This is a genomic window from Actinoplanes utahensis, from assembly GCF_016862455.1.
Taxonomy (GTDB): Bacteria; Actinomycetota; Actinomycetes; order Mycobacteriales; family Micromonosporaceae; genus Actinoplanes; species Actinoplanes utahensis.
The window spans coordinates 35,912-58,611 of the sequence record NZ_BOMZ01000091.1 but is presented as its reverse complement, the minus strand read 5'-3'; the positions used below and the strand labels follow the sequence as shown (position 1 = coordinate 58,611).

The 22,700-nt window shown below is 71.8% G+C and carries 25 protein-coding genes; 15 read left to right on the top strand and 10 right to left on the bottom strand.

Annotation, left to right across the window (positions count from 1 at the left end; all coding sequences use genetic code 11):
• Positions 1 to 39 precede the first annotated feature (39 nt).
• The 9 genes from Aut01nite_RS33070 (at position 40) to Aut01nite_RS33030 (ending at position 8,313) form a co-directional block, all read left to right on the top strand.
• On the top strand, positions 40 to 399 hold the full coding sequence (locus Aut01nite_RS33070; protein ID WP_043530730.1) for an ArsR/SmtB family transcription factor: 360 nt from the start codon (positions 40 to 42) through the stop codon (positions 397 to 399).
• Complete coding sequence (locus tag Aut01nite_RS33065) at positions 396 to 1,046, top strand: SRPBCC domain-containing protein (protein WP_043530732.1); 651 nt, start codon at positions 396 to 398, stop codon at positions 1,044 to 1,046. Before Aut01nite_RS33070 ends, Aut01nite_RS33065 begins: the two co-directional genes overlap by 4 nt.
• Entirely contained in the window at positions 1,043 to 1,717 is a 675-nt protein-coding gene (locus tag Aut01nite_RS33060; RefSeq protein ID WP_239124622.1) for a DNA alkylation repair protein, read from the top strand. The genes Aut01nite_RS33065 and Aut01nite_RS33060 overlap by 4 nt, the downstream gene beginning before the upstream one ends.
• Before the next feature lie 13 nt (positions 1,718 to 1,730).
• Entirely contained in the window at positions 1,731 to 2,036 is a 306-nt protein-coding gene (locus Aut01nite_RS33055; protein WP_043530175.1) for a hypothetical protein, read from the top strand.
• Between the two features lie 146 nt (positions 2,037 to 2,182).
• Positions 2,183 to 3,037, top strand: coding sequence for an oxidoreductase (locus tag Aut01nite_RS33050; RefSeq protein WP_083999707.1), 855 nt, complete (start codon positions 2,183 to 2,185; stop codon positions 3,035 to 3,037).
• 15 nt (positions 3,038 to 3,052) lie between these two features.
• Positions 3,053 to 3,643 carry a TetR/AcrR family transcriptional regulator gene (locus Aut01nite_RS33045; protein WP_063958844.1) on the top strand — a complete coding sequence of 197 codons (591 nt, stop codon included), beginning with the start codon at positions 3,053 to 3,055 and terminating at the stop codon, positions 3,641 to 3,643.
• 40 nt (positions 3,644 to 3,683) lie between these two features.
• The gene (locus Aut01nite_RS33040; protein ID WP_236643038.1) at positions 3,684 to 5,906 is read left to right on the top strand and encodes an AAA family ATPase; all 2,223 of its coding nucleotides are present in this window, start codon (positions 3,684 to 3,686) and stop codon (positions 5,904 to 5,906) included.
• On the top strand, positions 5,903 to 7,057 hold the full coding sequence (locus Aut01nite_RS33035) for an McrC family protein (RefSeq protein ID WP_043530171.1): 1,155 nt from the start codon (positions 5,903 to 5,905) through the stop codon (positions 7,055 to 7,057). Before Aut01nite_RS33040 ends, Aut01nite_RS33035 begins: the two co-directional genes overlap by 4 nt.
• Before the next feature lie 44 nt (positions 7,058 to 7,101).
• Positions 7,102 to 8,313: an MFS transporter gene (locus tag Aut01nite_RS33030; RefSeq protein WP_236643036.1), complete on the top strand. Its 1,212-nt coding sequence runs from the start codon at positions 7,102 to 7,104 to the stop codon at positions 8,311 to 8,313.
• Between the two features lie 19 nt (positions 8,314 to 8,332).
• Here Aut01nite_RS33030 and Aut01nite_RS33025 read toward each other — a convergent pair whose 3' ends face one another.
• From Aut01nite_RS33025 to Aut01nite_RS33015, 3 genes are all read right to left on the bottom strand, one after another.
• Positions 8,333 to 9,511, bottom strand: coding sequence for a cytochrome P450 (locus Aut01nite_RS33025; RefSeq protein ID WP_043530169.1), 1,179 nt, complete (start codon positions 9,509 to 9,511; stop codon positions 8,333 to 8,335).
• Positions 9,512 to 9,620: 109 nt separating this feature from the next.
• Positions 9,621 to 10,310 carry a CDP-alcohol phosphatidyltransferase family protein gene (locus tag Aut01nite_RS33020; RefSeq protein ID WP_043530167.1) on the bottom strand — a complete coding sequence of 230 codons (690 nt, stop codon included), beginning with the start codon at positions 10,308 to 10,310 and terminating at the stop codon, positions 9,621 to 9,623.
• Positions 10,285 to 10,842 carry a GNAT family N-acetyltransferase gene (locus tag Aut01nite_RS33015; protein ID WP_043530194.1) on the bottom strand — a complete coding sequence of 186 codons (558 nt, stop codon included), beginning with the start codon at positions 10,840 to 10,842 and terminating at the stop codon, positions 10,285 to 10,287. Before Aut01nite_RS33015 ends, Aut01nite_RS33020 begins: the two co-directional genes overlap by 26 nt.
• 241 nt (positions 10,843 to 11,083) lie before the next feature.
• Here Aut01nite_RS33015 and Aut01nite_RS44960 point away from each other — a divergent pair, with 241 nt between their 5' ends.
• Positions 11,084 to 11,188, top strand: coding sequence for a VOC family protein (locus tag Aut01nite_RS44960; protein ID WP_373871559.1), 105 nt, complete (start codon positions 11,084 to 11,086; stop codon positions 11,186 to 11,188).
• 51 nt (positions 11,189 to 11,239) lie between these two features.
• Here Aut01nite_RS44960 and Aut01nite_RS33010 read toward each other — a convergent pair whose 3' ends face one another.
• From Aut01nite_RS33010 to Aut01nite_RS32990, 5 genes are all read right to left on the bottom strand, one after another.
• Complete coding sequence (locus tag Aut01nite_RS33010; RefSeq protein WP_236643035.1) at positions 11,240 to 12,295, bottom strand: M15 family metallopeptidase; 1,056 nt, start codon at positions 12,293 to 12,295, stop codon at positions 11,240 to 11,242.
• Between the two features lie 138 nt (positions 12,296 to 12,433).
• A complete protein-coding gene (locus tag Aut01nite_RS33005; protein WP_043530165.1) occupies positions 12,434 to 13,102 on the bottom strand; it encodes a DUF4097 family beta strand repeat-containing protein in 669 nt (222 codons plus the stop codon).
• A 50-nt stretch (positions 13,103 to 13,152) separates the two neighbouring features.
• Positions 13,153 to 14,499 carry an alpha/beta hydrolase family protein gene (locus Aut01nite_RS33000; RefSeq protein ID WP_052164315.1) on the bottom strand — a complete coding sequence of 449 codons (1,347 nt, stop codon included), beginning with the start codon at positions 14,497 to 14,499 and terminating at the stop codon, positions 13,153 to 13,155.
• Between the two features lie 58 nt (positions 14,500 to 14,557).
• Entirely contained in the window at positions 14,558 to 15,229 is a 672-nt protein-coding gene (locus Aut01nite_RS32995; protein WP_043530163.1) for a response regulator, read from the bottom strand.
• Complete coding sequence (locus Aut01nite_RS32990) at positions 15,226 to 16,326, bottom strand: sensor histidine kinase (RefSeq protein ID WP_201775601.1); 1,101 nt, start codon at positions 16,324 to 16,326, stop codon at positions 15,226 to 15,228. Before Aut01nite_RS32990 ends, Aut01nite_RS32995 begins: the two co-directional genes overlap by 4 nt.
• A 97-nt stretch (positions 16,327 to 16,423) precedes the next feature.
• On the opposite strand from Aut01nite_RS32990, the gene Aut01nite_RS32985 reads away from it, so the two are divergent.
• Together Aut01nite_RS32985 and katG are read left to right on the top strand one after the other, a co-directional pair.
• Complete coding sequence (locus Aut01nite_RS32985) at positions 16,424 to 16,843, top strand: Fur family transcriptional regulator (RefSeq protein ID WP_043530161.1); 420 nt, start codon at positions 16,424 to 16,426, stop codon at positions 16,841 to 16,843.
• Positions 16,844 to 16,869: 26 nt separating this feature from the next.
• A complete protein-coding gene (gene katG / locus Aut01nite_RS32980) occupies positions 16,870 to 19,140 on the top strand; it encodes a catalase/peroxidase HPI (RefSeq protein ID WP_043530159.1) in 2,271 nt (756 codons plus the stop codon).
• An 83-nt stretch (positions 19,141 to 19,223) separates the two neighbouring features.
• Here the strand turns inward: katG and Aut01nite_RS32975 are convergent, their stop codons facing one another.
• Entirely contained in the window at positions 19,224 to 19,385 is a 162-nt protein-coding gene (locus Aut01nite_RS32975) for a hypothetical protein (RefSeq protein ID WP_161790725.1), read from the bottom strand.
• Between Aut01nite_RS32975 and Aut01nite_RS32970 the strand changes: the two genes are divergently transcribed.
• Both Aut01nite_RS32970 and Aut01nite_RS32965 read left to right on the top strand, forming a co-directional pair.
• Positions 19,380 to 19,838: a hypothetical protein gene (locus Aut01nite_RS32970; protein ID WP_152628979.1), complete on the top strand. Its 459-nt coding sequence runs from the start codon at positions 19,380 to 19,382 to the stop codon at positions 19,836 to 19,838. The genes Aut01nite_RS32975 and Aut01nite_RS32970 overlap by 6 nt on opposite strands.
• Positions 19,839 to 20,093: 255 nt before the next feature.
• Positions 20,094 to 20,624, top strand: a complete 531-nt coding sequence (locus Aut01nite_RS32965; RefSeq protein ID WP_043530157.1) for a snapalysin family zinc-dependent metalloprotease — start codon at positions 20,094 to 20,096, stop codon at positions 20,622 to 20,624.
• 107 nt (positions 20,625 to 20,731) lie between these two features.
• On the opposite strand, the gene Aut01nite_RS32960 is transcribed toward Aut01nite_RS32965, so the two are convergent.
• Positions 20,732 to 22,171, bottom strand: a complete 1,440-nt coding sequence (locus tag Aut01nite_RS32960; RefSeq protein ID WP_043530155.1) for an MFS transporter — start codon at positions 22,169 to 22,171, stop codon at positions 20,732 to 20,734.
• Positions 22,172 to 22,272: 101 nt separating this feature from the next.
• On the opposite strand from Aut01nite_RS32960, the gene Aut01nite_RS32955 reads away from it, so the two are divergent.
• Positions 22,273 to 22,653, top strand: a complete 381-nt coding sequence (locus tag Aut01nite_RS32955) for a MarR family winged helix-turn-helix transcriptional regulator (protein WP_043530153.1) — start codon at positions 22,273 to 22,275, stop codon at positions 22,651 to 22,653.
• Positions 22,654 to 22,700: the final 47 nt, after the last annotated feature.

The following is a 22,700-nucleotide window of genomic DNA, read 5'->3' as shown; positions in this document are numbered from 1 at the left end:
TCGTTGCCTTAATTAAGGCGAGGATGAAATAGTACGGATGTGCACGCCTTCGACGTTCTCGGCGATCCGGTCCGGCGCCGGATCCTGGAGCTGCTCGTCTCCGGTGAGCAGCCGGCCGGCGCCATCAGCGAGGTCGTCCGGGCCGAGTTCGGGATCTCGCCGCCCGCGGTCTCCCAGCATCTGCGGGTGTTGCGCGAGTCCGGTTTCGCCTCCTCCCGGCCCGACGGCACCCGCCGGCTGTACGCGGTGGAGGCCGCCCCCTTGCGAGAGGCGCACCGCTGGCTGGAGGGTTTCCGGCCGTTCTGGGAGCAGCGTCTCGACGCCCTGGCGACCGAGCTCGCCCGCGGCAAGCGCGCACGCCGCAGCACGTCCGGCCCCGACGACGAGGAGAACACGTGATCGACATCGTCCAGCAGATCAATGCCACGCACCGGGAGATAGGAGACATGCCGGTCGCCGACGGCGCCGGGCGGTCCCTGCTGCTGCGCCGGGTCTACGGCGCCGCGATCGAGGACGTCTGGGACGCCTGCACCGACCCGGCCCGCCTCGGCCGCTGGCTGGGCACGGTCGACGGCGATCTCCGGGTGGGCGGCACGTTCCAGCTCCAGGGCAACGCCGGCGGCGAGATCCTGCGGTGCGAGCAGCCGCATCTTCTCAAGGTCACCTGGGTTCTCGGCGAGGGCATGAAAACCGAGGTGGAGGTACGGTTGTCGCGCTCCGGCGACGAGCGCACCACCTTCGAGCTGGAGCACTCCTCCCCGGCCGCCGTCGTCGACGATCTCGTCGCGACCTACGGCCCGGGCGGCACCATCGGTATCGGTGGCGGCTGGGATCTCACCGTCCTCGGGCTGGCCCTGCACCTGCACGGCGCCGACCTGGACCCCGCCACCTGGGAGAACGCGCCGGACGTGCAGGCCTTCGCCGCTCAGGCCTGCCACGCCTGGGGCCCCGCCGTGCAGAAGGCCTGGAACACCAGCGACGAGGACATCGCCGCGGCCGTCGAGTTCGGCGTCCAGCACTTCGCCCCCGGTTCGGAGCAATCGTGACCGACCAGGTGATCGTCGACGCGCTGCTCGCTGAACTGGCCGCCCTCGACGATCCGAAGGCACGGGCGGTCAACGAACGGCACGGCGACGACCACGGGGTGAACCTCGGCAAGCTGCGCGCCATCGCGAAACGGCTGAAGACGCAGCATGACCTGGCCCGCTCGCTGTGGGCGACCGGCGACAGCGCGGCCCGGCTGCTGGCGATCCTGATCTGCCGGCCGAAGGAGTTCACCGCCGGCGAGCTGGACGCCATGCTCCGGTCGGCCCGGACTCCGAAGGTGCACGACTGGCTGGTCAACTACGTGGTGAAGAACAGCCGGCAGGCCGAGGAGCTGCGTCTGTCCTGGTCGGCCGACCCGGATCCGGTCGTCGCCAGCGCCGGATGGGCGCTGACCACCGAGCGCGTCGCCAAGAAACCCGCCGGTCTGGACCTGGCCGCCCTGCTCGACGTCATCGAGGCGGAGATGAAGGCCGCCCCGGACCGTCTGCAGTGGGCGATGAACCACTGCCTGGCCCAGATCGGCATCGAGCACCCCGGGCATCGGGCCCGTGCCATCGGCATCGGCGAGCGCCTGCGGGTCCTCGAGGACTACCCCACTCCCCCGGGCTGCACCTCCCCGTACGCCCCGATCTGGATCTCCGAGATGGTGCAGCGCAAGACCGGCTCGTAAGACAATGTCGGGCATGGGAGCCGAGAAGCAGGTCGTGACCAGCGACGACGGGCGCTATGTCGTGATCGACGGACGGCGCTGGCGGGCGACCGATCCGGCGATCCCGGAGGACGTTGCGGCGGCGCTGCGGCGAGCCCTGATGGCGGCCCGGCGCGATGTCGGAACGGCACTGCGCAAAGGCGAGGACCCGGCGACCGCACGGGCCCGGGTCCAGACCGCGAAGGTCGCTCTCGGCGAACGCGGCACTCCCTGGTGGGAGCAGAGCCCGGCGGACCGGCGTGCCCGCTGGGAGCAGGGCCTGCACGATCTGGGCGGATAGTCGCGTCGCCTGCCGTCCGGACCGATCGTTCCCGTTCTCCCGAGCCTGAAGCCCGTCCGGACCGATCGGTTCCCGTTCTCCCGGGTCTGAAGCCCGCTCGTTGCCGGACCTGTCATCTCTTCGAGGTGTACGGTACCGTACCGTACATGACTGAGAGAATCGCGATCGTCACCGGCGGCGCCGGCGGCATCGGGTATCACACCGCGCTCGGGCTGGCCCGCCAGGACCGACAGGTGATCATCGCCTCCCGTGACCGCGTGCGCGGCGAGGCGGCCGCCACTCGGATCGGGGCGGCCTGGTGGGAGCTGAACCTCGGCGACCTCGCCTCGGTGCGGCGCTTCGCGCACAGATTCCTCGCGGCGTACGCGGAACTCGATCTCCTGATCAACAACGCCGGGGTGATGGCGCTCCCCCGCTCCGTCACCGCCGACGGATTCGAGCGCCAGTTCGGCGTCAACCACCTCGGCCACTTCGCCCTGACCGGCCTGCTCCTGCCCGCCCTGACCCTCTCCGGCCGGTCCCGCGTCGTCACCGTGACCAGCGGCCTGCACCGCCGCGGCCGGATCGACTTCGACGACCTGATGGGCGAACGCCGGTATTCCAAGTTCGGCGCCTACATGCAGTCCAAACTGGCCAACGTCCTGTTCGCCCTGGAGCTCGGCCGCCGCGCCCCGATCACCAGCGTCCTCGCGCACCCCGGCGTCGCGCACACCGACCTGGCCCGCACCGGCAACCCGCTACGGTCCGTGCTCATCGCGCTGGCCCGCATCTCCGCACAGTCGGCCGAGGCCGGCGCGCTCCCCCTGCTGCACGCCGCCACCGGCCCCGACGTCGTCACCGGCGACGCGTACGGCCCGGACGGCCCCGGCGAACGCCGCGGCGCCCCGACCAGGATCGCGGTGTCCGACCGGGGACGCGACGAGGAGGACGCGCGGCGGCTCTGGGCGATCTCCGAACAGCTGACCGGGGTGCGATACGGTACGGTCTCGATCCCCGAATGACCCGTGGAGGGCCGGATGCCGCCGTCGCCGGCCACCCCGCAATACCGGCTCGACCCCACCCGTGAGCAGGCCATCCTCGACGCCATCCGGGAGTTGCTGACCGAAGTCGGTTACGACCGGATGTCGATCGACGAGGTCGCCCGCCGTGCCAAGGCGAGCAAGGCGACCATCTACCGCCGCTGGTCCGGCAAACCCGACATGGTGGCCGCCGCCCTGCACGGCATGATCACCGAGCTTCCGGACCCACCCGACACGGGCAGCCTGCGCACCGACATGATCGCCACGCTGACCACCCTCTGCCGGGTCTACGAACGCAAGCACCCGATCGTCCTGAGCGTCCTGTCCGCGATCCGCACCGATCCCACCATCGGGCGTCTCATGCACGACCACATCCTCGACTCCGGCACCGCCGGCGCCGACATCGTCTTCGCCCGCGCCGTCACGCGCGGCGAGCTCCCCGCCCTGCCGGACGTCCCCGCCGTCGTCGAGGTCGGCAAGGCCCTGCTCTGGCACCGTCTCCTGCTCTCCGGCCGGCCGCTCGACGACCCCTGGGTCGTTCACGTCGTCGACGACATCCTGCACCCCATGCTGGGCCTCCCCGGATAGCGGACGTCCTGCGACAGAACGGCAGTCATCGCGTAGGCGGATGAACCGGATCAGTGCGGTGGGGGAACCGGTGATCGCCGGTCTGTCCGTCTCGGTGCGGCGCGGCCGTGGTGGAATGGCGCGCGTGGCCGACGACGCTGTCATCATTCCGTCCCGCGACGACGACCTGGTCCGTGCCGTGGGGCGTGAGTTCATCGAGCGAGGCTTCCGCGACGGGACGTCGGTGTTCACCCCGGATCGCTCGGTGTGGAATCGGGAGACCGCGCGGCAGCTTCACCGGTACTACAACGACCAGCCGGATCTCGGCTCGGACCCGTTCCTGGAGAAACTGAGACGGCAACTCGCCGAGGCCCCCGACGGTGCGGTGCAGCTCGCGGCGGAACTGCTGGCGTTCCAGGGACTGCCGCTGACGAACCTGAACGGGAACACCCTGCTGGAACGGGTCCGGAAGGTCCTGAGCTGGATGAACCGGCCGGTCAGCGTCCCCGATCATGTGGCGGAGGCTTTCTCCCAGGGCACCTGGAACGGCGGCACGGGCGCGCACACGGTGCTGTGGCGGTGGCTCAGCGACGCGGTCGAAATGCTGTGCAAGTGGTTCGAGAATTCCGCGGAACAGCGGGGAGCCGCCCTCATGCGCCCGTCGGCGTGGGAGATCGAGCTCGACAGTCACGACATCATGCCGTCGCTGCGGACCGCACTTCTCTATCTCGCCTTTCCGACGCATTTCCTGCCGATCCTCAACATCGCGCAGAAGAAGGCGATCCGTGCGGCCTTCCTGGCGCCGGGGAGGCCCCCCTCCGAATTCATCGACGACGACCTCTTCCAGATAACCGTGCGGCTGCAACACGAGTCCGGGCAGCCGGTCGACTACTACCGGCCTCCGTTCGTCGACCAGTGGCGTCACACCGCGCCGCCGGACGGCACCGGCCGCGCCTGGCTGGTCCGCCCCCGGCAGGGCGGTCCCGGCCTGGTCGAGGAGTGGCGCGCGGGTTCGTTCGTCTCGCTGGCCGCCACCCACCTCGGTGACGTCACCTCCGGTTCGTCCCTGCCCGAGGTCCGTGCCGCCGTCGAGGCCGGATACCAGCATCTCGACTACGCCCAGCGGGCCGCGCTGGTCAACGAGTTCCACGCGTTCCTGTCCCGGATGAACAGCGAGGACATCGTCGCCACGGTCGTCGACGACCATCTCCACGTGGGCACCGTCACCGGCGGTCCCGAGCATCTCCCGGACGCTCTGTCCCGTCCCGTCGACTGGAGCACCGCGCCGCCGGCGCCGATCGGCTCCCTTCCGGCGCCGCTGCCGGCCGACCTCGATCAGCAGGGCACGGTCGTCGACCTCACCGGCGCCTTCGCCGCCCTCAACGCGCTCAGGCTCGCCGAGAAGGCCCCGGAACCGGCCGAACCGCAGACGCCGGTGCTCGCCGCCGTCACCCCGGAACTGGCCGGCCGCCTCCACGTCGACGTCTCCTGGCTGCGGGAGTTCGTGGACCTGCTCGGGGAGCGGCGGCAGGTGATCCTGCACGGGCCGCCCGGCACCGGCAAGACGTTCCTCGCCCGGGCGCTCGCCGCCCACGTGGCCGAACGCGACGCCGTCCGCCTGGTCCAGTTCCATCCGTCGTACTCGTACGAGGACTTCTTCGAGGGTTTCCGGCCGGCCGAGCAACCGGGCGGCACCGTCGGGTTCGCCAAGACCCCTGGTCCGCTGCGGGAGATCGCCGCCGAGGCCCGGGAGAATCCGCGGCAGCCGTACGTCCTGATCGTCGACGAGATCAACCGGGCGAACCTGGCGAAGGTGTTCGGCGAGCTGTATTTCCTCCTGGAGTACCGGGAGGCGACGGTCCGGCTGCAGTACTCGCCGTCGGAGGCGTTCAACCTGCCGCCGAATGTGTTCATCATCGGCACGATGAACACGGCGGACCGGTCGATCGCGCTGGTGGACGCGGCGATCCGGCGGCGGTTCGCGTTCGTCGAACTGCACCCGGACGAGGTTCCGGTGCGGGGCCTGCTCGGCTGGTGGCTCGCGGAACGGGGACTCGACGGGGAACCGGCGCTGCTGCTGGACGCCCTGAACGCGGCGATCGGCGAGGAGGACCGGGACTTCAAGATCGGGCCGTCGTACCTGATGCGGCCGGGCGCCGACCTCCAGCGGATCTGGCGTCATGATCTGTTGCCGCTGCTGGAGGAGCACTACTACGGGCGGTGGTCACGGCAGCAGGTGCACGAGCGTTTCGGGCTCGCGGCGATCCGCGCCCGACTGCCGTGACCCGGATCGAACTGGCCGAACTCGACGACACCGGGGTGCGGTGCGAACTGTCCGCCGACCAGGCCGCGGCGCTCGGCGCGACGGGGCTGGTCGCGCCGAGACCGGAAGGGGGCGGCTGGTGGCGGCTGTCCCCGGCCGGGCGGGCGGGTGCCGTACGCCTCCCCGGGCTTGATGTGGAAGTGCGCCCCAAGGTGGGGATCGACCGGTTGATGTTCCTGCTCGGGTATGCGCGGGATCCGGGGTTCCGGCCGGAGGACGCGTCCGCGCGGACCGACGCCGGTCTGTGGCCGGTGCTGGCGGAGTCGCTGGCCCGGCAGGCGGAACAGGCGCTCCGGCCGGGCGTCCTTCAGGGCTATGTGCCGGTGGACGAGGCGTTGCCACTGGTCCGGGGCCGGATCAGGTTCGCTGATCAGATCGCCCGCCGGCCGGGGATGCCGCTGCCGATCGAGGTTCGTTACGACGAGTACGCGCCGGACATCGCCGAGAACCGGATCCTGCGGACCGCGCTGCGCCGGATGCTCGCCGTGCCGCGGCTGCCGGCCGGGACACGGTCCCGGCTCACCCATCTGGACGGCCGGCTCGACGGGGTCCGGGTGCTGCCGCCCGGCGCGGAGCTCCCGGACTGGCGGCCGAGCCGTCTGAACAGCCGCTATCTGCCGGTGTTGCGGCTCGCGTCGCTGATCCTGCGGCATCAGAGCGCGGACGCCGGGCCCGGTGGGGAGAGCGTGGCGGCGTTCGTCGTCGACATGGCCACGGTCTTCGAGGATTTCGTGACCACGGCGTTGCGGGAGGCGCTGGCCGGGCGGCCCGGTCACACCGCCGGACAGTACCGCGCCCATCTCGACACCGGGCGGCGGATCCTGATCAGGCCGGACGTGGTGCACGTCGTCGATGGACGGCCGGTCGCGGTGTTCGACGCGAAATACAAGCTCTCCCTCCCGAACGAGGACGTCTACCAGATGCTCGCCTACTGCACCGCGCTCGGCCTGACGGCCGGATGGCTGGTGTACGCGCACGGTGTCCCGGACGGCCCACTGCCGGTCCGGCACACCGGCATCGAGATCGTCCGGCATCCCCTCGACCTGTCCGCGCCGCCGCCGGCCCTGCTCGCCCAGATCGGGGCCCTCGCCGACCGGGCCGTCAGCGACTGAGAAATGACATGACAGGGGTGGCCGGGAACGAGGATCATCGCCCGGTGCTGGATTCCTATCGCCGACTCTTCCGGACGCCCGGCGCTGTCGCGTTCACCCTGGCGGCCCTGCCGGCCCGGCTGTCGGTCTCCATGTACGGTGTCAGCGTCGTGGTGATGGTGGCGACCCTGCGGGACTCGTACGCGCTCGCCGGCGCCGTCTCCGCGGCCGGGCTGGTGGCCGTCGCCGCCAACGGGCCGTGGCTGGGCCGGCTCTCCGACCGGCACGGGCAGGCGCGCGTGATCGTGCCGGCGGTGCTGGTGTCGACCGTGTTCGCCGTCGTGCTGGCCGTCTGTGCGGGCGCCGACGTCCCCGCCTGGACGCTGTTCGTCGCCTACACGGCCGCGTGCTGCACCCCCAACGTCGGCGCGATGACCCGGGCCCGATGGACCGTCCTCTACCCCGATCAGGAACACCGGCACAGCGCCAACGCCCTCGAACAGGCCCTCGACGAACTGTGTTTCATGCTCGGCCCGGTCCTCGCCGCCCTGCTGTGCACCATGATCGCGCCCCAGGCGGGCCTGATCGCCTCGATCGTGCTGATGCTCGGCGGGTCGCTGGCGTTCGCCGCGCAGCGCCGCACCCAGCCGGTGATCCGCCCGGTCACCGCCGCCGAGCGGGAGAAGTCGCCGCTCCGGGTGCGGGGTGTCCTCGAAGTGACCGTGACCTTCCTGTTCACCGGAATGGTGTTCGGGAGCATGGAGGTGGTCACGGTCGCCTACACCGACTCGCTGGGCCGGCCCGCCGCGGCCGGGGTGATCCTGGGACTGCTGGCCGCCGGGTCCGCGGTCGCCGGGCTGGCCTTCGGGACGATCAAGGTGCGGGGTACGACAGCCGCGCGCTTCCTCGTCTGTGTGGCCGGCATGGCCGTACTGATGCAGCCTGTTCTTCTCGCCGGGGACGTGTGGACCCTCGGCGTCCTGCTGTTCGTCGCCGGCCTGGCCACCGCCCCGACGATGATCACCAGCATGACGCTGGTGCACGAGCTGGTGCCGGAATCGCGTCTCACCGAAGGGATGACCGTGACCATGACCGGCCTGCTCATCGGCGTCTCGGCGGGCGCGTCGGTCGGCGGCTGGGTGGTGGAGACGGTGGGAGCCCACCGTGGGTACGCCACTCCGGCCATCGCCGCGGCCCTCGCCCTGCTGGTCGCGCTGATCGGGTTCGGGCCGGCCGCTCTCGGCCGCCGCCGACCCGAACCGGCCCGCCCCGGCTGAGCGGGAGCCGGGATCGTCGTCAGTGGCGGGCCAGGCGGACCGGAAGACAGGCGTACGAGGGGATGAGCACGTTCCGGCGGTAGGTGCGATCGCGGATGCGCCAGGGGCGGCCGGATCGCAGCAGCATCTCCAGCAGGCCGGTGATCTCGGCACGGGCCACCGGCGCGCCCAGGCACAGATGGCGACCCGCACCGAACCACAGCTGCCGCTGGTCCGGCAGATAGCCACGGTCCAGGTCGAAGGCGCCGGCCGCGTTGTTGGCCGTCCAGGTCAGCATCAGCACCCGCTCCCCCGCACGCAGTCGCCGGCCCTCGACGGTGACGTCGGCGGACACCGCCCGGCCGATCACCGGCGCCGGCGAGGTGACCCGCAGACCCTCCCGGACGGCGTCGGGCAGCAGGTCACGGTCGGCGCGGAGCCGGTGCTGCGCACCGGTGTCGTGCAGGATCGCGACGGTACGGGCCATGGCGCTCGCCGCCGTCTCGGTGCCCGCCACCATGAGCAGGGTGGCCAGCCCTTCCGCCTGGCGTCGCTCCAGGCCGAGGTCCCGGCATCGGCCGAGCACCGTCTCCGGCGACGCGGTCCGCCAGGCCCGGTCCACGTTGACGGTCAGCTTGGCGACGATCGTCCTGGCGCGGGCGATCGTCTCCGGGGCGAGATGGGTCGAGGTGGTGGTGCCGAGCGCGAGGGCGGCGAGTTCCTCCCCGGTCGCGAAGATCTCCCGGTACGCCTCGTCGTGATCCGGCACGTCCAGCTGCAGCAGGTCCGCGACGATCCGCCCGACCAGCACCCGGCCCAGGTCGGCCACGTCGACCGCCCGGCCGTCGTCCAGTTCCGCCCCGGCCCGGGCGAGCCGGGACCCGATCACCCGCGCGGTGAGCCGCCGGGCGCTGTCGTCGGTGAACAGGTCGCGGGTCCGGGCACGCAGCAGGTGGTGGCCGGGCCCGTCGAAGATCTCGTTGACCCAGTCGCCGAGGACCTGCGCCCACAGGTGGCCGACGCCGCCCTCACCGAGCAGGGTGAAGTGGGCGGGGTCGTTGAGGATCCGCCGGGCCACGACCGGGTCGGCGCTGACCCACCCGATCCGCGGCACCCGGCGCAGCTTCCCGGCCAGGCGTCCGGCGGTGAGCAGCACGGGCAGGGTCGGCTTGGCGGCGGCGAGCACGCGGAACTCATGACGGCGGGCGACATCCAGCATCCCGCCATCCTCACCCAGCCCCGCCTGCCCCGCGAGCCGCGGATCGGCGAGGTGTTCTTCGAGATCCGGGACTGGACTCCGGTTGTCTGGCACATCACCACCGCACATCTCAGGGGGTGGAACGCCAGGCGGCGCGGGTCGCCTGGGCGATCGCGGCGAGCAGGAAAGCGCTGTTCAGCGCGGTGTAGAAGCCCAACAGCCACGGCATCGCCCCCGGAACGGCGACGGCGACGGCGATCGCGGTGACCTTGAAGCCGTGGTCGCGGACCATCTTCACCAGACGGATCGGCAGGCTCCCGGACGGCAGCAGGCTCAGGTTGGCCCCCTCCCGGGCCATCACCGACGTCACCATGGAGATCATCCAGCCGGCCGCGAAGGCGGCGACCAACCACACCGGCGTCCCCTGCCCGGCGACGGTCGCGACGGCGGCCACGAGACCGATCTGTACGGCCACGTCGGCGAGCACGTCGAGACGGCCCCCGGCCGGGCTGGCCGTGCCGGTGACCCGGGCGAGCTGCCCGTCGGCGCAGTCGGCGAGGTAGGCGGCCTGCCACAGCAGCCACGCCCCCACCGCGACCGGCACGGCCGCCGTGCCGCCTCGCGACAGGGTGACGACCAGGACCGACCCGGCGATCCCGAGCAGCAGGTTGATCAGAGTGAGGGTGGTGGGCCGCAGCCCGAGCCGGTACGACAGCAGCCCCAGGTGGGCGGCGACCGGATAGTTCACCGCGTGGGTGAACAGGCCGGCGTCCTGGCGGGCGTGCCGGCGGAAGTCAGCGGCGGACGGGTGGATGGTCATTGAGGATCCGTTCGTACAGGTGGCTGTCCTGCCAGCGGCCGTCGACGTAGTAGTGGCCGCGGGCCGTTCCGAACTGCTCGAAGCCGTTCTTGAGCAGCACCCGCTGGGACGGGATGTTGGCCGGGGAGGTGCCGGCCTCGATCCGGTGCAGGCCGAGGTCCTCGGCGATCCGCAGCATCCCGGCGACGGCGGCGGTGGCCAGCCCGCGGCCGTGCTCGGCGGCGTCGACCCAGTAGCCGAGGTTGGCGCCGCAGACCGGCGCGGGCGTGAGCATGTTGAGCGAGATGTAGCCGACGATCTCCCCGTCCCGGGCCAGCATCCCGCCGGCCATCTTGCCGTCCGCCTGGGCGCCGAGCAGCATCCGGAGCCGGTCACGCTGGCCGTCGGCGGTCCAGAACGAGTCGGGCCGGTGGCCTTCGAACGGGAGCAGGTGGTCCCGGTTGCGCAGCAGGGTCGCGGCGAGGGCGGGGGCGTCGTCCTCCTCGACGGGGCGGAGCCGGACACCGTACGGGAGATCGACCGTTGCGAACATCGGCACATGGTAGAGGCCCCGGAGTCGGCCGAGATTCAGCAGCATGCGCATCCGGGTCCTGTCCGTCGCGGGCGGGTGGGTTCCCAGTCTTCAGCAGAGATGCCGCCGGGAACGGTCAGGCGCTCCGGCGCGAACCGGCCGAACTGAGAGCGGGCGTACGGCGACCGCGGCGTGCCGGCCGCGGCGTGCCGGCCGCGGCGTGCCGGCCGCGGCGTGCCGGCCGCGGCGTGCCGGCCGCGGCGTGGTGTTCCGGCAGGAGCCGATCGACATGCCGTTCGGCCGATGGGCGCTGCTGGAGGACACCGAGGGCAACCGGTTCCCGCTGCTGGCGGCTCAGCCCTCCTGACGGTGGGGGCGCGGCTCCACACCGGCCGCGCCCCCGTCTCCTCCTACCGGCTCAGCCGCCGGTGATGCTCCAGTGCCAGGCCTCCGACGGGAGGTTGACGTAGCCGTACGCGCGGGCGTGTGCCTGCAGCCAGGTGAACGCCTTGGTCTGGCGGGAGATCGTCCGCCCGCCGGAGCTGATGTCGACGGCGAGGCCGATCTCGTGCAGCGAGCGGCCGGGGATCGCGGTCGGCACCCGGCAGGACGAGGACGGCGCCTTCCACACGTCCGGGCAGCCGTTGATCTTCCGGAGTTCGATCTGACGTTCCTTGGTACGGAAGCCGCCGCCGGACAACTCGACACCGTCGGCGCGGGCGTCGTCGACCATCCGCTTGAAGGCGAAGGCGACGCTGCGGTGCACGGTCACGCCGTACACGGTGGTGGTGTCCTTGGTGGTGAACGCGGGCCGGACCTCGGCGACGACGCCCACGCTGAGCTTGCCGGCCTCGGCGGCGTAACCCGCGGCGGTGCCGGCGGCGGCGATCTGCTTGTGGGTCTGGCCGATGGTGGTGGAGGTCCACTGCTGGACGGCGAGGGCCTTCTTCACCCGGGCGGCGGTGGTACGGGCGCCGGCCTGGGCGGTCCGCAGCGTGCCGGCGGTCTGCGCCAGCTTCTTGCGGCGCGCGTCGCGGACCTTGGTGGCCGCCTCGACGGCCTTCGCCGACCGGATGACGGCGGCGGTGTCGCGGGGACGCTTCTTCTGTGCGGCCGACAGGGTGGTCTTCGCGGCGGCCAGGGTGCGCTCGGCCTTCGTCAGACGCTCCCGCACGGCCGCGTGGGCGGCGGCGACTCCGGTGAGCGACTTCTGGGCGGCGGCGTCGGCCTGAACGGCGGCGGTGGTCTCGGCGGATCGGGTCTGCAGGGCCTTCTGCTGCGCGGCGAGGGTGCCGCGGAGCTTGGCCATGGTCTCGTCCGCGGTGAGGCTGCGGTACATCAGGGACGAATAGGAGGCGGCGACGGCCGGGACCGCAGCCTGTGCCGCGCCGGGCGCGACGGCGAGCGGCGCGAGGCCGGCCAGGGTCACGGTCAGCGCGGCGGCGAGACGGATGGCGCTATGTCGCTTGGTCAATGACGTACGCTCCTCGGGCTCCAGTGCTTCGTGGATCTCCGAGGATGCGTACCGCCGGGTGCCTTTCCGGGCGCGGCCGGAGTGCGGATCGGTTGCGGCCCTTTTCCGTGCGTGGTTCGGCCGTCATACGCGCGGTTGTCAGGCGGGCTGCAGGACGACGTCGCCGCCGCCACTGTTCACGCCGATGCGGTGCGGGGACGCCGGGTCCACCGGGACCCCGACGGTGCTGTCCCCGCCGTCCGCGTCGACCTGCACCGCGAAGCTCTTCCCGGGCAGCGCGAGGGTGGTGTCGCCGCCGCCGGTGTCGACGCGGACGGTGCCCGGCGCGGCGGTGAACGCCATGTCGTAGGAGCCGCCGCCGGTCCGTGCGGTGACCTCCGGCGCGGCGATGCCGTTCGCGGTCACCGAGCCGCCGCCGGACCGCAGGTCGATCCGCCCGGACACGCCGTCGATGCGGATGTCGCCGCCGCCGCTGTCCAGGGTCAGCCGCACCGTGGCGGGCAGTTCGATCTCGTAGTCGACCCCGCAGTCGCCGAGCCCCTGGCAGCCGGAGGTGAACGTGAGGCCGGTCCCGTCGAGGCGGTGCTCCGGCTGTGGCCGGGCGCCGGTGTAGCGGGCCGTCTCGGTGACGCGAACGGTGGTTCCGGAGCCGGCGGTGACGGTGATCCGGCCGCCGAGGCTGTCGACGGCCGCCGTGGTGACGGCGCCGGTCACGTCGTACGCGTCGGTGCTGGTCATTCGTTCCTGGTCACAGGCGGTGGTGGCGAGCAGGGTGGCGGCGAGGACGACGGGGAGGGCGCGGCGCATGACGGTGGCCTTTCGGGTTCGGGACGTTCGGGTTCAGGACTTCGGCGGGCTCAGGGAAGGAGCAGGCCCCAGTAGAGGCCCCACGGGACGAAGAGGACACCGCTGGTCAGCAGGAGGCCGAGGCGGAGGCGGTCACCGGTGGCGGCGCGCCAGGCGGAGGCGGTCATCACGGTGGCGATCAGGAGGATCAGGGCGAGGGCCTGCAACGCGATCCAGAGGACCGGGCGGCCCGCGGCCATCGGGCCGGGATCGATGCCCTTCCAGTTCGCGCCGTCCAGGACCAGGACGAAGTAGGTGACCGCGCCGAGCACCACGGCCGGACCGGCCACGGCGGCGACCCGGGCCGGGCGGGTGACGGTGGCCGGTCGGCGGCGCAACCGGCGGACGACGGCGATCAGCGGGTACGCCAGGAAGCCGATCAGGAGCACGGCCAGGGTGGCGAGCTGCGCGGGCCACGACTCCCACCACGCCGACGGGGCGAGGGCGACGCTGTACGCCTGCTGGGCCGGAGCGACGTCACTGTGCGGCGCCGGGCGGGCACGGATCCAGTCGCCGACGAGTTCCGGGTAGCCGGCGTACAGCTCGTCGGTGAACGTGCCATCCCCGTCGAGGACCCGCAGCGTGTGGCCGGCGCCGGGCAGGGTACGCACGGTCAGCGGGGCGATGACGGTCGCCCGCAGCACGGCGATGCTCTCGGCCGCCGGGACCTGGGTGTCGTCGGTGCCGTAGACGGCCAGGACCGGGATCCGCAGCGCGGCCAGCGGCGGCCGCGGGTCGTGGCCGGCCTCGGCGAACAGGCCGGCGTCGTTCGCCAGCCGGTAGAACCGGTCCGACAGGGTGCCGGTGAGCGCGCCGGAGACGCCGGCGGCGGCCAGCTTGTTGCGCATGTTCCAGTTCTGCACCCGCAGCGGGGACAGGCCCGGCGCGGAGGCCAGCACCAGGAAGGAGATGTCCGGCGACTGCTGGACGGCCAGCGGCATCACCCAGCCGCCCTCGCTGATCCCCCACAGGCCGACCGCTGCCGGGTTCACCCCCGGGGTGCCCCGCAGCACCCGGGCGGCGGCCGCCGCGTCGCCGGCGAGCAGCTCGTACTCCGGCTGGTCGAGGGGCCGCTTGTCGTAGGCGAGGACGGCGATGCCCTGCCGGGCGAAGGCGAGGGCCTCCGGGGTGACGCTCTTCCGCGTGCCGTTGCCGGAGCCGTGCACCAGCACCAGGCCGGGCAGCGGACCGGCCGCGTCCCGCGGGGCGTAGACCGTGCCCGCGAGGGTCTTCCCGCCGGCGACCGGGATGCTGACCTCGGTCGTGGTCAGGTCCGTGGCGGCGGCGGCCGGGCGGGCCGGCAGGAGCAGCACCGGCAGCAGGGCCAGGATCAGGATCAGCAGCAGTCTCTTGGTCACACGAAGATCTTCGTGAATCCGGCCGGCCCGGCCATCGCCGCCGCGAGGGAACTTCCCCTCACTCTCCAGAGGGAGGAAGACCCCCGGCGACGACCAGACCCGACTCGTACGCGGCCACCACCGCCTGTGCCCGGTCGCGCAGCCCCAGCTTCGCCAGCACGCTGCTGACGTGCGTCTTCACGGTGTGCTCGCTGACCACCATGGCCGCCGCGATCTGCGTGTTGGTCAGCCCTCGGCCGAGCAGCTGCAGGGTCTCCCGTTCGCGGGGCGTGAGCCGGTCCAGGCCGGTCCAGCCGCGGGGCGGCAGGCCCTGGCTGCGGACCGCGGTCTCGATCAGCCGGGTGGTGACCGCGGGCGCCAGCAGCGACTCGCCGGCGGCGACCACCCGGACCGCCTGCACCAGCTCGGCCCGGCGGACGTCCTTGAGCAGGAAGCCGCTGGCGCCGGCCCGCAGGGCGTCGTAGACGTGGTCGTCCTGGCCGAACGTGGTCAGCATGAGGACGCGTACCGGCTGGCCGGCCAGCCGCCGGGTGGCCTCGATGCCGTCCATGACGGGCATCCGGATGTCGAGCACCAGCACATCCGGCCGGTGCTCGGCGACGGCGTCCAGCGCGGCGGCGCCGTCGGACACCTCGGCGACGACCGCCATGTCGTCCTCGGCGTCGAGGATCATCGCGAACGCGCCGCGGATCAGCTCCTGGTCGTCGGCGACCACGATCCGGATGGTCATCGCACCGTCGCCCGGACCTCGAAGCCGCGGCCGGCCGGGGCGGGGCCGGCCGACACCGTACCGCCGCAGCTCTCCGCCCGGACCCGCATGCCGGCCAGGCCGCGCCCGCCGGCGCCGGCCGCGGCCTTCGCCCCGACGCCGTCGTCGGTGACCGTGACGTGCAGGTCCCCGTCGCGCCAGTCGAGCGCCACCGTCGCGGTCCGTGCCCGCGCGTGCTTCATCATGTTGGTCAGTGCCTCCTGGACTATCCGGTACGCCGCGACCTCGGCGTCGGCGCTGAGCGTGCCCGGTTCGCCGGACACGGTAAGCGTGACCACTGTGGACCCGGCGCCCGAGACCTGTTCGACCAGGGTGGGGATCCCGGCGAGGGTCGGCTGCGGGACGCGTTCCCCGCCGACCTCCAGGACGCCGAGGATGCGGCGGAGCTGGCTCATCGCCTCCCGGCCGGCGGTGGCGATCGCCTCGAACGCGGCCTCGGTACGCTCCGGGCCGTGCCGCATCGCGATCGGCCCGGCCTCGGCCTGCGCGATGGTGATGCTGACCGCGTGGGCGAGGATGTCGTGCATGTCCCGGGCGATCCGGGACCGTTCCCGCTCGGCTTCCAGCTCCCGTTCGCGTTCCAGGTGCCTGGCGCGTTCCTGCAGGACCCGCAGGTGTTCCTGGCGGTTGGCCCAGGCGCGGCCGGTGGCGTACGCCGCCGTCCAGAGCAGCGCGCCGCGGGCCGCGGTCTCCAGGGAGCCGGTGAAGAAGAACGCGCCCCAGACGATGACCACGATCGCGGTGATCCGCTGCCACCGGGGTGCCTGCGCCGCGACGGTGAACATGGCGATCAGCGCCCCGTACCAGAGCGGCTGCCGGGGTCCGTCCGGCACGAACGTGTACGCGACCGCCGCCAGCTCGCTCAGCGCCAGCACGGCGAACGGGGCCTTACGGCGGAAGACCACCGGCACGGACACCGCGACGGCGACCAGATAGCCGGTGACCGGCCAGCTCTCACCGGCCCACGGGGTGCCGGAGAAGGGGGCGAGCTGGGCGAGCAACGCGACCACCGCCAGCGCCCCGTCGGTCACGTACCAGGGCAGCCTCCGCACATCCACGGGGATGATTCTGCATGCCCCCGGCCGAGTGAGACGTTCGAGGGTCACGCCGCGGAAAACTTGAACGATTCCAGAATATGCGGCTAAGGTCGTGACCATGACGGCCGACTACGAGGCACAGTTGCGGGCGGTCTCGCTGCGCGTGACCCGGCCCCGGCTGGCGGTGCTCGCAGCCCTGCACGACCACCCGCACGTCGACACCGACACGGTGATCGACCTGGTCCGCACGGAACTTCCCACGGTCTCCCACCAGGCGGTTTACGATGTCCTGCGTGCGTTGACGGAAGCCCGCCTGGTGCGGCGCATCCAGCCCGCCGGCGCGACCGCCCGCTACGAGTCGAGGGTGCGGGACAACCACCACCATGTCGTGTGCCGGTCCTGCGGCGCGATAGCCGACGTCGACTGCGCCGTCGGCCACGCGCCCTGCCTCACCGCCTCGGACGATCACGGGTTCGTGATCGACGAGGCCGAAGTCGTCTATTGGGGCACCTGCCCCGACTGCGCGAGCTCCGACTAATCCGGCACGATTTCGGAAGGAATCCGATGAGCGACACCCAGGACACCCCCGCCAGCGCTCAGGGCGTGGACAAGAAGGAGGCGTCCGGCTGCCCGGTCGCCCACGACTCGGTAACCGGGCACGGCGGCAGCGAGAGCGAGAACCCCGGCATCCCCTCGCCGGAGCCCAAGACCGGCGGCCGCCCGCACACCAACCGCGACTGGTGGCCCAACTCGCTCGACCTGAACGTGCTGCACGCCCACTCGTCCAAGGGCAACCCGCTCGGCCCCGACTTCGACTACGCCGCCGAGTTCGCCAAGCTCGACGTCGAGGCCCTCAAGCGTGACATCGTCGAGGTGCTGACCACCTCGCAGGACTGGTGGCCGGCCGACTTCGGCCACTACGGCGGCCTGATGATCCGCCTCAGCTGGCACGCCGCCGGCACCTACCGGATCCAGGACGGCCGCGGCGGCGCCGGTGACGGCGGGCAGCGGTTCGCCCCGCTGAACAGCTGGCCCGACAACGCCAACCTGGACAAGGCCCGGCGCCTGCTGTGGCCGGTCAAGGCCAAGTACGGCCAGAAGATCTCCTGGGCCGACCTGCTCGTGCTGGCCGGCAACGTGGCGCTGGAGTCGATGGGCTTCAAGACCTTCGGCTTCGGTTTCGGCCGTGTGGACGTGTGGGAGCCCGAGGAGATCTTCTGGGGCCCGGAGGACACCTGGCTCGGCGACGAGCGCTACGTCTCCGACAACTCGATGGCCGAGGGTGTCGGCGCCACCGAGATGGGCCTGATCTACGTCAACCCGGAGGGTCCGCGCGGCAGCGCCGACCCGCTCGCCGCGGCGCACTTCATCCGTGAGACGTTCGCCCGGATGGCGATGAACGACGAGGAGACCGTCGCGCTGATCGCCGGCGGCCACACCTTCGGCAAGACCCACGGCGCCGCCGTCGCCACCGAGCACGTCGGCCCGGAGCCGGAGGCCGCCCCGATCGAGTCGCAGGGCCTGGGCTGGCTGAGCACCCACGGCAGCGGCAAGGGCGGCGACACCATCACCAGCGGCCTCGAGGTCACCTGGACCGACAAGCCGACCCAGTGGAGCAACCGGTTCTTCGAGATCCTCTTCGGGTTCGAATGGGAGCTCACCACCAGCCCCGGCGGCGCGAAGCAGTGGGTCGCCAAGGACGCCGAGGCGATCATTCCGGACGCCCACGACCCGGCGAAGAAGCACAAGCCGACGATGCTCACGACCGACCTGTCGCTGCGCGTCGACCCGGCGTACGAGAAGATCTCCCGCCGTTTCCTGGAGAACCCGGACGACTTCGCCCTCGCCTTCGCCAAGGCCTGGTACAAGCTGCTGCACCGCGACATGGGCCCGGTCGAGCGCTTCCTCGGCCCGTGGGTGCCGGAGGCGCAGCTGTGGCAGGACCCGGTCCCGGCCGTCGACCACGAGCTGGTCGGCGAGGCCGACGTCACCGCGCTGAAGTCGAAGGTGCTGGAGTCCGGCCTGACCGTCGCGCAGCTGGTGCAGACCGCGTGGGCGTCGGCGGCCAGCTACCGCTCCACCGACAAGCGCGGTGGCGCGAACGGCGCCCGGATCCGCCTGGAGCCGCAGCGCAGCTGGGAGGTCAACCAGTCGGTCGCGCCCGTGCTCGACGCCCTGGAGAAGATCCAGCAGGAGTTCAACGCGGCCGGCGGCGCCAGGATCTCCCTGGCCGACCTGATCGTCCTGGCCGGTAACGCCGCGATCGAGAAGGCCGCCGCCGACGCCGGGGTGCCGGTGACCGTGCCGTTCCACCCGGGCCGCACCGACGCCACCCAGGAGCAGACCGACGTCGAGTCGTTCAAGGTCCTCGAGCCGCGGGCCGACGGTTTCCGCAACTACCTGCGGCCGGGCGAGAAGACCCAGCCGGAGGTTCTGCTCGTCGACCGGGCGTACATGCTGAACCTGACCGCGCCGGAGATGACCGCCCTGGTGGGTGGCCTGCGCTCGCTGGGCAACAACTACGGCGACAGCAAGCACGGCGTCCTCACCGACAAGCCGGGCGTGCTCACCAACGACTTCTTCGTCAACCTGCTCTCCCCCGGCACCCGGTGGAAGGCGTCGGAGAGCCAGGAGCACGTGTACGAGATCCAGGATCTCGCCACCGGCCAGGTCAAGTTCACCGCCACCGCGGTCGACCTGATCTTCGGCTCCAACTCGCAGCTGCGCGCCCTCGCCGAGGTCTACGCCAGCGCCGACGCCCGGGAGAAGTTCGTCCACGACTTCGTCAAGGCCTGGACCAAGGTCACCGAGCTGGACCGCTTCGACCTCGTCTGAGATTCGGGTCCGACAGTAGCCCTCGGCTTGCCCCGGAACTCTCGTTCCGGGGCAAGCCGAGGGCTTGTCACATCGTCAGAACGTCACATGCCGGTCGCGCCACCGGTCTGCTGAGCACCACCGGCCTGAACCGCACCAGCCTGCTGGCCGCCGGACTGCTGCGCACCGCCGGACTGCTGAGCAGTCGCCTGCGCGTCACCACCCTGCTGGCCGCCAGTCTGCTGGGCGTTCCCGCCCTGGTGCATGCTGCTCGACTGGACGTTGGCGATAGACGCGGTTCCAGTGTCCCCGCCCTGCTGAGCGTTGCCAGTCTGCTGAGCGGTCGCCTGCGCCCCGCCAGCCTGCTGAGCGTTGCCGGACTGCTGAGCGTCGCCGCTCTGCTGCGCGTCACCAGCCTGCTGGGAATCGCCCGCCTGCTGAGCGCCACCGGCCTGCTGAGCGCCTCCAGCCTGCTGAGCTGCGCCAGCCTGTTGCGCACCGCCGGCCTGCTGAGCCGCACCAGCCTGCTGCGCACTACCGGCCTGCTGCGTGTCACCGGCCTGCTGAGCGGCGCCGCTCTGCTGGGCACCGTCGGCGTCCGAGCCGTAGCCGGCCTGCCCGCGCGGCGGCGGCTCGGCGCTCGCCGGCGATCCCAGGAACCCGATCGACAGGGCAGCGGCACCGGCGACAGCGGCCAGACTGAGAGGTTTCCTCACTGATAATCCTTTCTAAGACGAAAAGCGGTCTTAGGTGATTTCAGCACCGTCCCCGAGCTCAGGCCGCTTTTCGCGTTTTAAACCCTGCAGGCGCACCCCGTGGGGCCAATCTTCTCCAGCAGGGCCGATGACCGGTCTCCATACGTCCCGGTCAGCGGCGATATCACGCGCGGCAGAGCCCCCAACCGATATGCCCACTAGATCGAGAATCATCGATAGAAAGGGGGTGTCCCAAGTCCCCGTCCCCCGGAGGAAGTCATGCTGCTCCGCAGATTCGCGGCGGCCGTCCTCGCCGCGCTGGCCGTCACCGGCGTCCAGGCGGTCACCGCCGCACCCGCCGCCGCGGCCCCCCGTGTCCTCTACTACGACGCCAGCCAGGCCCAGGAGTTCAAGTCCGTGGTCGCGCAGGGCGCCCAGATCTGGAACAGCCGCGTCACCAACGTGCGCCTGGAGCCGGTGCCGGCCGGCCGCACCCCGAACATCCGGGTCTACGCCGACAACGGCTGGCCGCGCGCGCAGACCACCTCACTCGGCAACGGCAGGTGGTACATGGGCCGCCAAGCCGTCAACCAGGGCTACTACCAGCCGCGGATCGCCGCGCACGAGTTCGGTCACCTGCTCGGCCTGCCGGACCGGCGCACCGGTCTCTGCGCCGACCTGATGTCCGGCAGCAGCGCCCCGGTGAGCTGCACCAACCCGAACCCGAACGCCCGCGAGGCATCGACTGTCAACAGCAACTTCGCCACCGCGGCGAGCGTTCCGGCGCAGGCGTTCGCCTGGAGTTCCTAGGAGGAGACCGGAGCCGGCGCGAGCCGGCTCCGGTCACCCCCTCGGCTGGTCGTCACTGCCGCCTCAAGGGCATTGCGACAGCAGTGACGACCAGCCGGACGAACCTGTCAGCCCACCGCCACATGCTTGCCGGGCTTGCGAAGCAGCAGGGGTACGAGGTTGAGCAGCAGTCCCGCCACCGCCACGCCGGTGACCAGGCCGACGCCGGGACGGAAGGCGGTGAAGTCGGCGGCCGCGGCGGTGGCCGCACCGAGGATCGCCGTGAGCACCGCCAGCACCATGGCGGTGCCGACCTGGCCGGAGCTCTGCACCAGACCGGAGGCGAGACCCTGCTCCGAGTCGTCGATGCCGTCGGTGGCCTGCGCCATGATCGAGCTGAACCCGAAGGCGAAACCGCCGCCCAGCAGCAGCATCGCCGGGAGCACGGTGAACAGGTAGCCGGGCCGCTCTCCGGCGGTCAGCAGGAACCAGACGTAGCCGCCGCTCAACGAGGCCATCGCGGCGATGATCAGGGGCGCGGTGCCGAACCGGTCGATGAGCCGGCCCATGAACGGGGAACCGAACGCGACCAGCAGACCGGCCGGGAGCAGGGCCAGCGCCATCCGCAGCGGCGCCCAGTGCAGCACGTCCTGCAGGTAGAGGGTCATCAGGAACTGGAAGCTGACGTACGATCCGAGCAGCGCGACCATGCTCAGATTGGCGCGGACGATCGAGCCGACCCGGAAGATGCCGAGCCGGACCAGCGGGTGCCGGACCCGGCTCTCGGTCACCACGAAACCGACGAGGGCCGCGACGGCGAGCACCGCGATCGCGATGGTCAGCGGGTCGGTCCAGCCGCGTTCGGGGGCGGTGACCACGGCGTACACCGAGAGAAGCATGCCCGCGGTGAGGGTGACCGCACCGATCAGGTCGTGGCCGCCGTCGGCGGCCGGCCGGTCCCGCGGGATCAGCAGGTAGCCCGCGACCAGCGCTCCGAGGGCGAGCGGCACCGGCACGACGAACGTCCACCGCCAGCCCAGGCTGGTCAGCAGCCCGCCGAGGATCAGTCCGGACGAGTAACCGCTGGCGCCGAACACCGTGAAGATCGAGAGCGCCCGGTTGCGGGCCGGGCCCTCGGCGAACGTGGTGGTGAGGATGCTCATCGCGGTCGGCGCGGTGAACGCGGCGGCCAGGCCCTTGACGAACCGGGTGGCGATGAGCAGCGCGCCGTCGTCGACCAGGCCGCCCACCAGGGACGCCACGGTGAAGACGCCGAGCGCGATCAGGAACACCCGCCGGCGGCCGAGCAGGTCGGCGGTGCGGCCGCCGAGCAGCAGCAGGCCGCCGTAGCCCAGCACGTATCCGTTGACGATCCACTGCAGGGACGCGGTGGACAGGCCCAGCTCGGCGCCGATGGACGGCAATGCGACGCCGACCATCGAGACGTCCAGGCCGTCCAGGAACAGCACGGCACAGAGCACCGCGAGCACACCCCACAGCCGCGGCGTCCACGCTCCGCCGGCGGCTCTGGTTCCCGTGGTCACGACTTGCGGCTCGGTAATAGTCACGTCGGCGAATCTAGATGCACATGCATCTAATGCACAAGCATTAGATGCATGTGCATTAAATTCGTGTGCATACAGCCGTGCGGGCGGATAAGATGCCGGGCATGAGCTCCGAAACCGCCCTGCTCGACCGGTGGCGGTCGCTGCTGACCTGCTACAACGAGGTCGCCGTCAACCTCGAGCGCGCCCTCGCGGAGGCGCACGCGCTGTCACTGAGCGAGTTCGAGACCCTCGATCGGCTGGCCACACAGAACTGTGACAAGCGCCGCATGCAGGAGCTGGCCGAGGCGATGTATCTGAGTCAGAGCGCCCTGTCCCGCACGGTCACCCGGCTCGTCGACGCCGGCCTGGTCGAGCGCACCAGCTGCGTGCAGGACCGGCGCGGCATCTTCGTCGAGCTGACCGAGGCCGGCCGCGCCCGCCACGCCGAGGCCCGGCACACCCACCTCGCCGTCCTCGCCGAGCACCTGCCCGCCCCCACCTGACGAAACCCGGCCGCGACGCCCCCGCCGAAACCCCGGCTGGTCGCCGG

Excerpts from the sequence above, each read along its gene's own strand:
- Aut01nite_RS33050 (WP_083999707.1), top strand. The coding sequence starts at position 2,183 with ATGACTGAGAGAATCGCGATCGTCACCGGCGGCGCCGGCGGCATCGGG.
- Aut01nite_RS33025 (WP_043530169.1), bottom strand. The coding sequence starts at position 9,511 with ATGCTGGATGTCGCCCGCCGTCATGAGTTCCGCGTGCTCGCCGCCGCC.
- Aut01nite_RS32985 (WP_043530161.1), top strand. The coding sequence starts at position 16,424 with ATGACGGCCGACTACGAGGCACAGTTGCGGGCGGTCTCGCTGCGCGTG.
- Aut01nite_RS33015 (WP_043530194.1), bottom strand. The coding sequence starts at position 10,842 with ATGTTCGCAACGGTCGATCTCCCGTACGGTGTCCGGCTCCGCCCCGTC.
- Aut01nite_RS33005 (WP_043530165.1), bottom strand. The coding sequence starts at position 13,102 with ATGCGCCGCGCCCTCCCCGTCGTCCTCGCCGCCACCCTGCTCGCCACC.
- Aut01nite_RS32975 (WP_161790725.1), bottom strand. The coding sequence starts at position 19,385 with ATGCACCAGGGCGGGAACGCCCAGCAGACTGGCGGCCAGCAGGGTGGT.
- Aut01nite_RS33055 (WP_043530175.1), top strand. The coding sequence starts at position 1,731 with ATGGGAGCCGAGAAGCAGGTCGTGACCAGCGACGACGGGCGCTATGTC.
- Aut01nite_RS32965 (WP_043530157.1), top strand. The coding sequence starts at position 20,094 with ATGCTGCTCCGCAGATTCGCGGCGGCCGTCCTCGCCGCGCTGGCCGTC.
- katG (WP_043530159.1), top strand. The coding sequence starts at position 16,870 with ATGAGCGACACCCAGGACACCCCCGCCAGCGCTCAGGGCGTGGACAAG.
- Aut01nite_RS32995 (WP_043530163.1), bottom strand. The coding sequence starts at position 15,229 with ATGACCATCCGGATCGTGGTCGCCGACGACCAGGAGCTGATCCGCGGC.
- Aut01nite_RS33040 (WP_236643038.1), top strand. The coding sequence starts at position 3,684 with ATGAACCGGATCAGTGCGGTGGGGGAACCGGTGATCGCCGGTCTGTCC.
- Aut01nite_RS33020 (WP_043530167.1), bottom strand. The coding sequence starts at position 10,310 with ATGACCATCCACCCGTCCGCCGCTGACTTCCGCCGGCACGCCCGCCAG.
- Aut01nite_RS32955 (WP_043530153.1), top strand. The coding sequence starts at position 22,273 with ATGAGCTCCGAAACCGCCCTGCTCGACCGGTGGCGGTCGCTGCTGACC.
- Aut01nite_RS33045 (WP_063958844.1), top strand. The coding sequence starts at position 3,053 with ATGCCGCCGTCGCCGGCCACCCCGCAATACCGGCTCGACCCCACCCGT.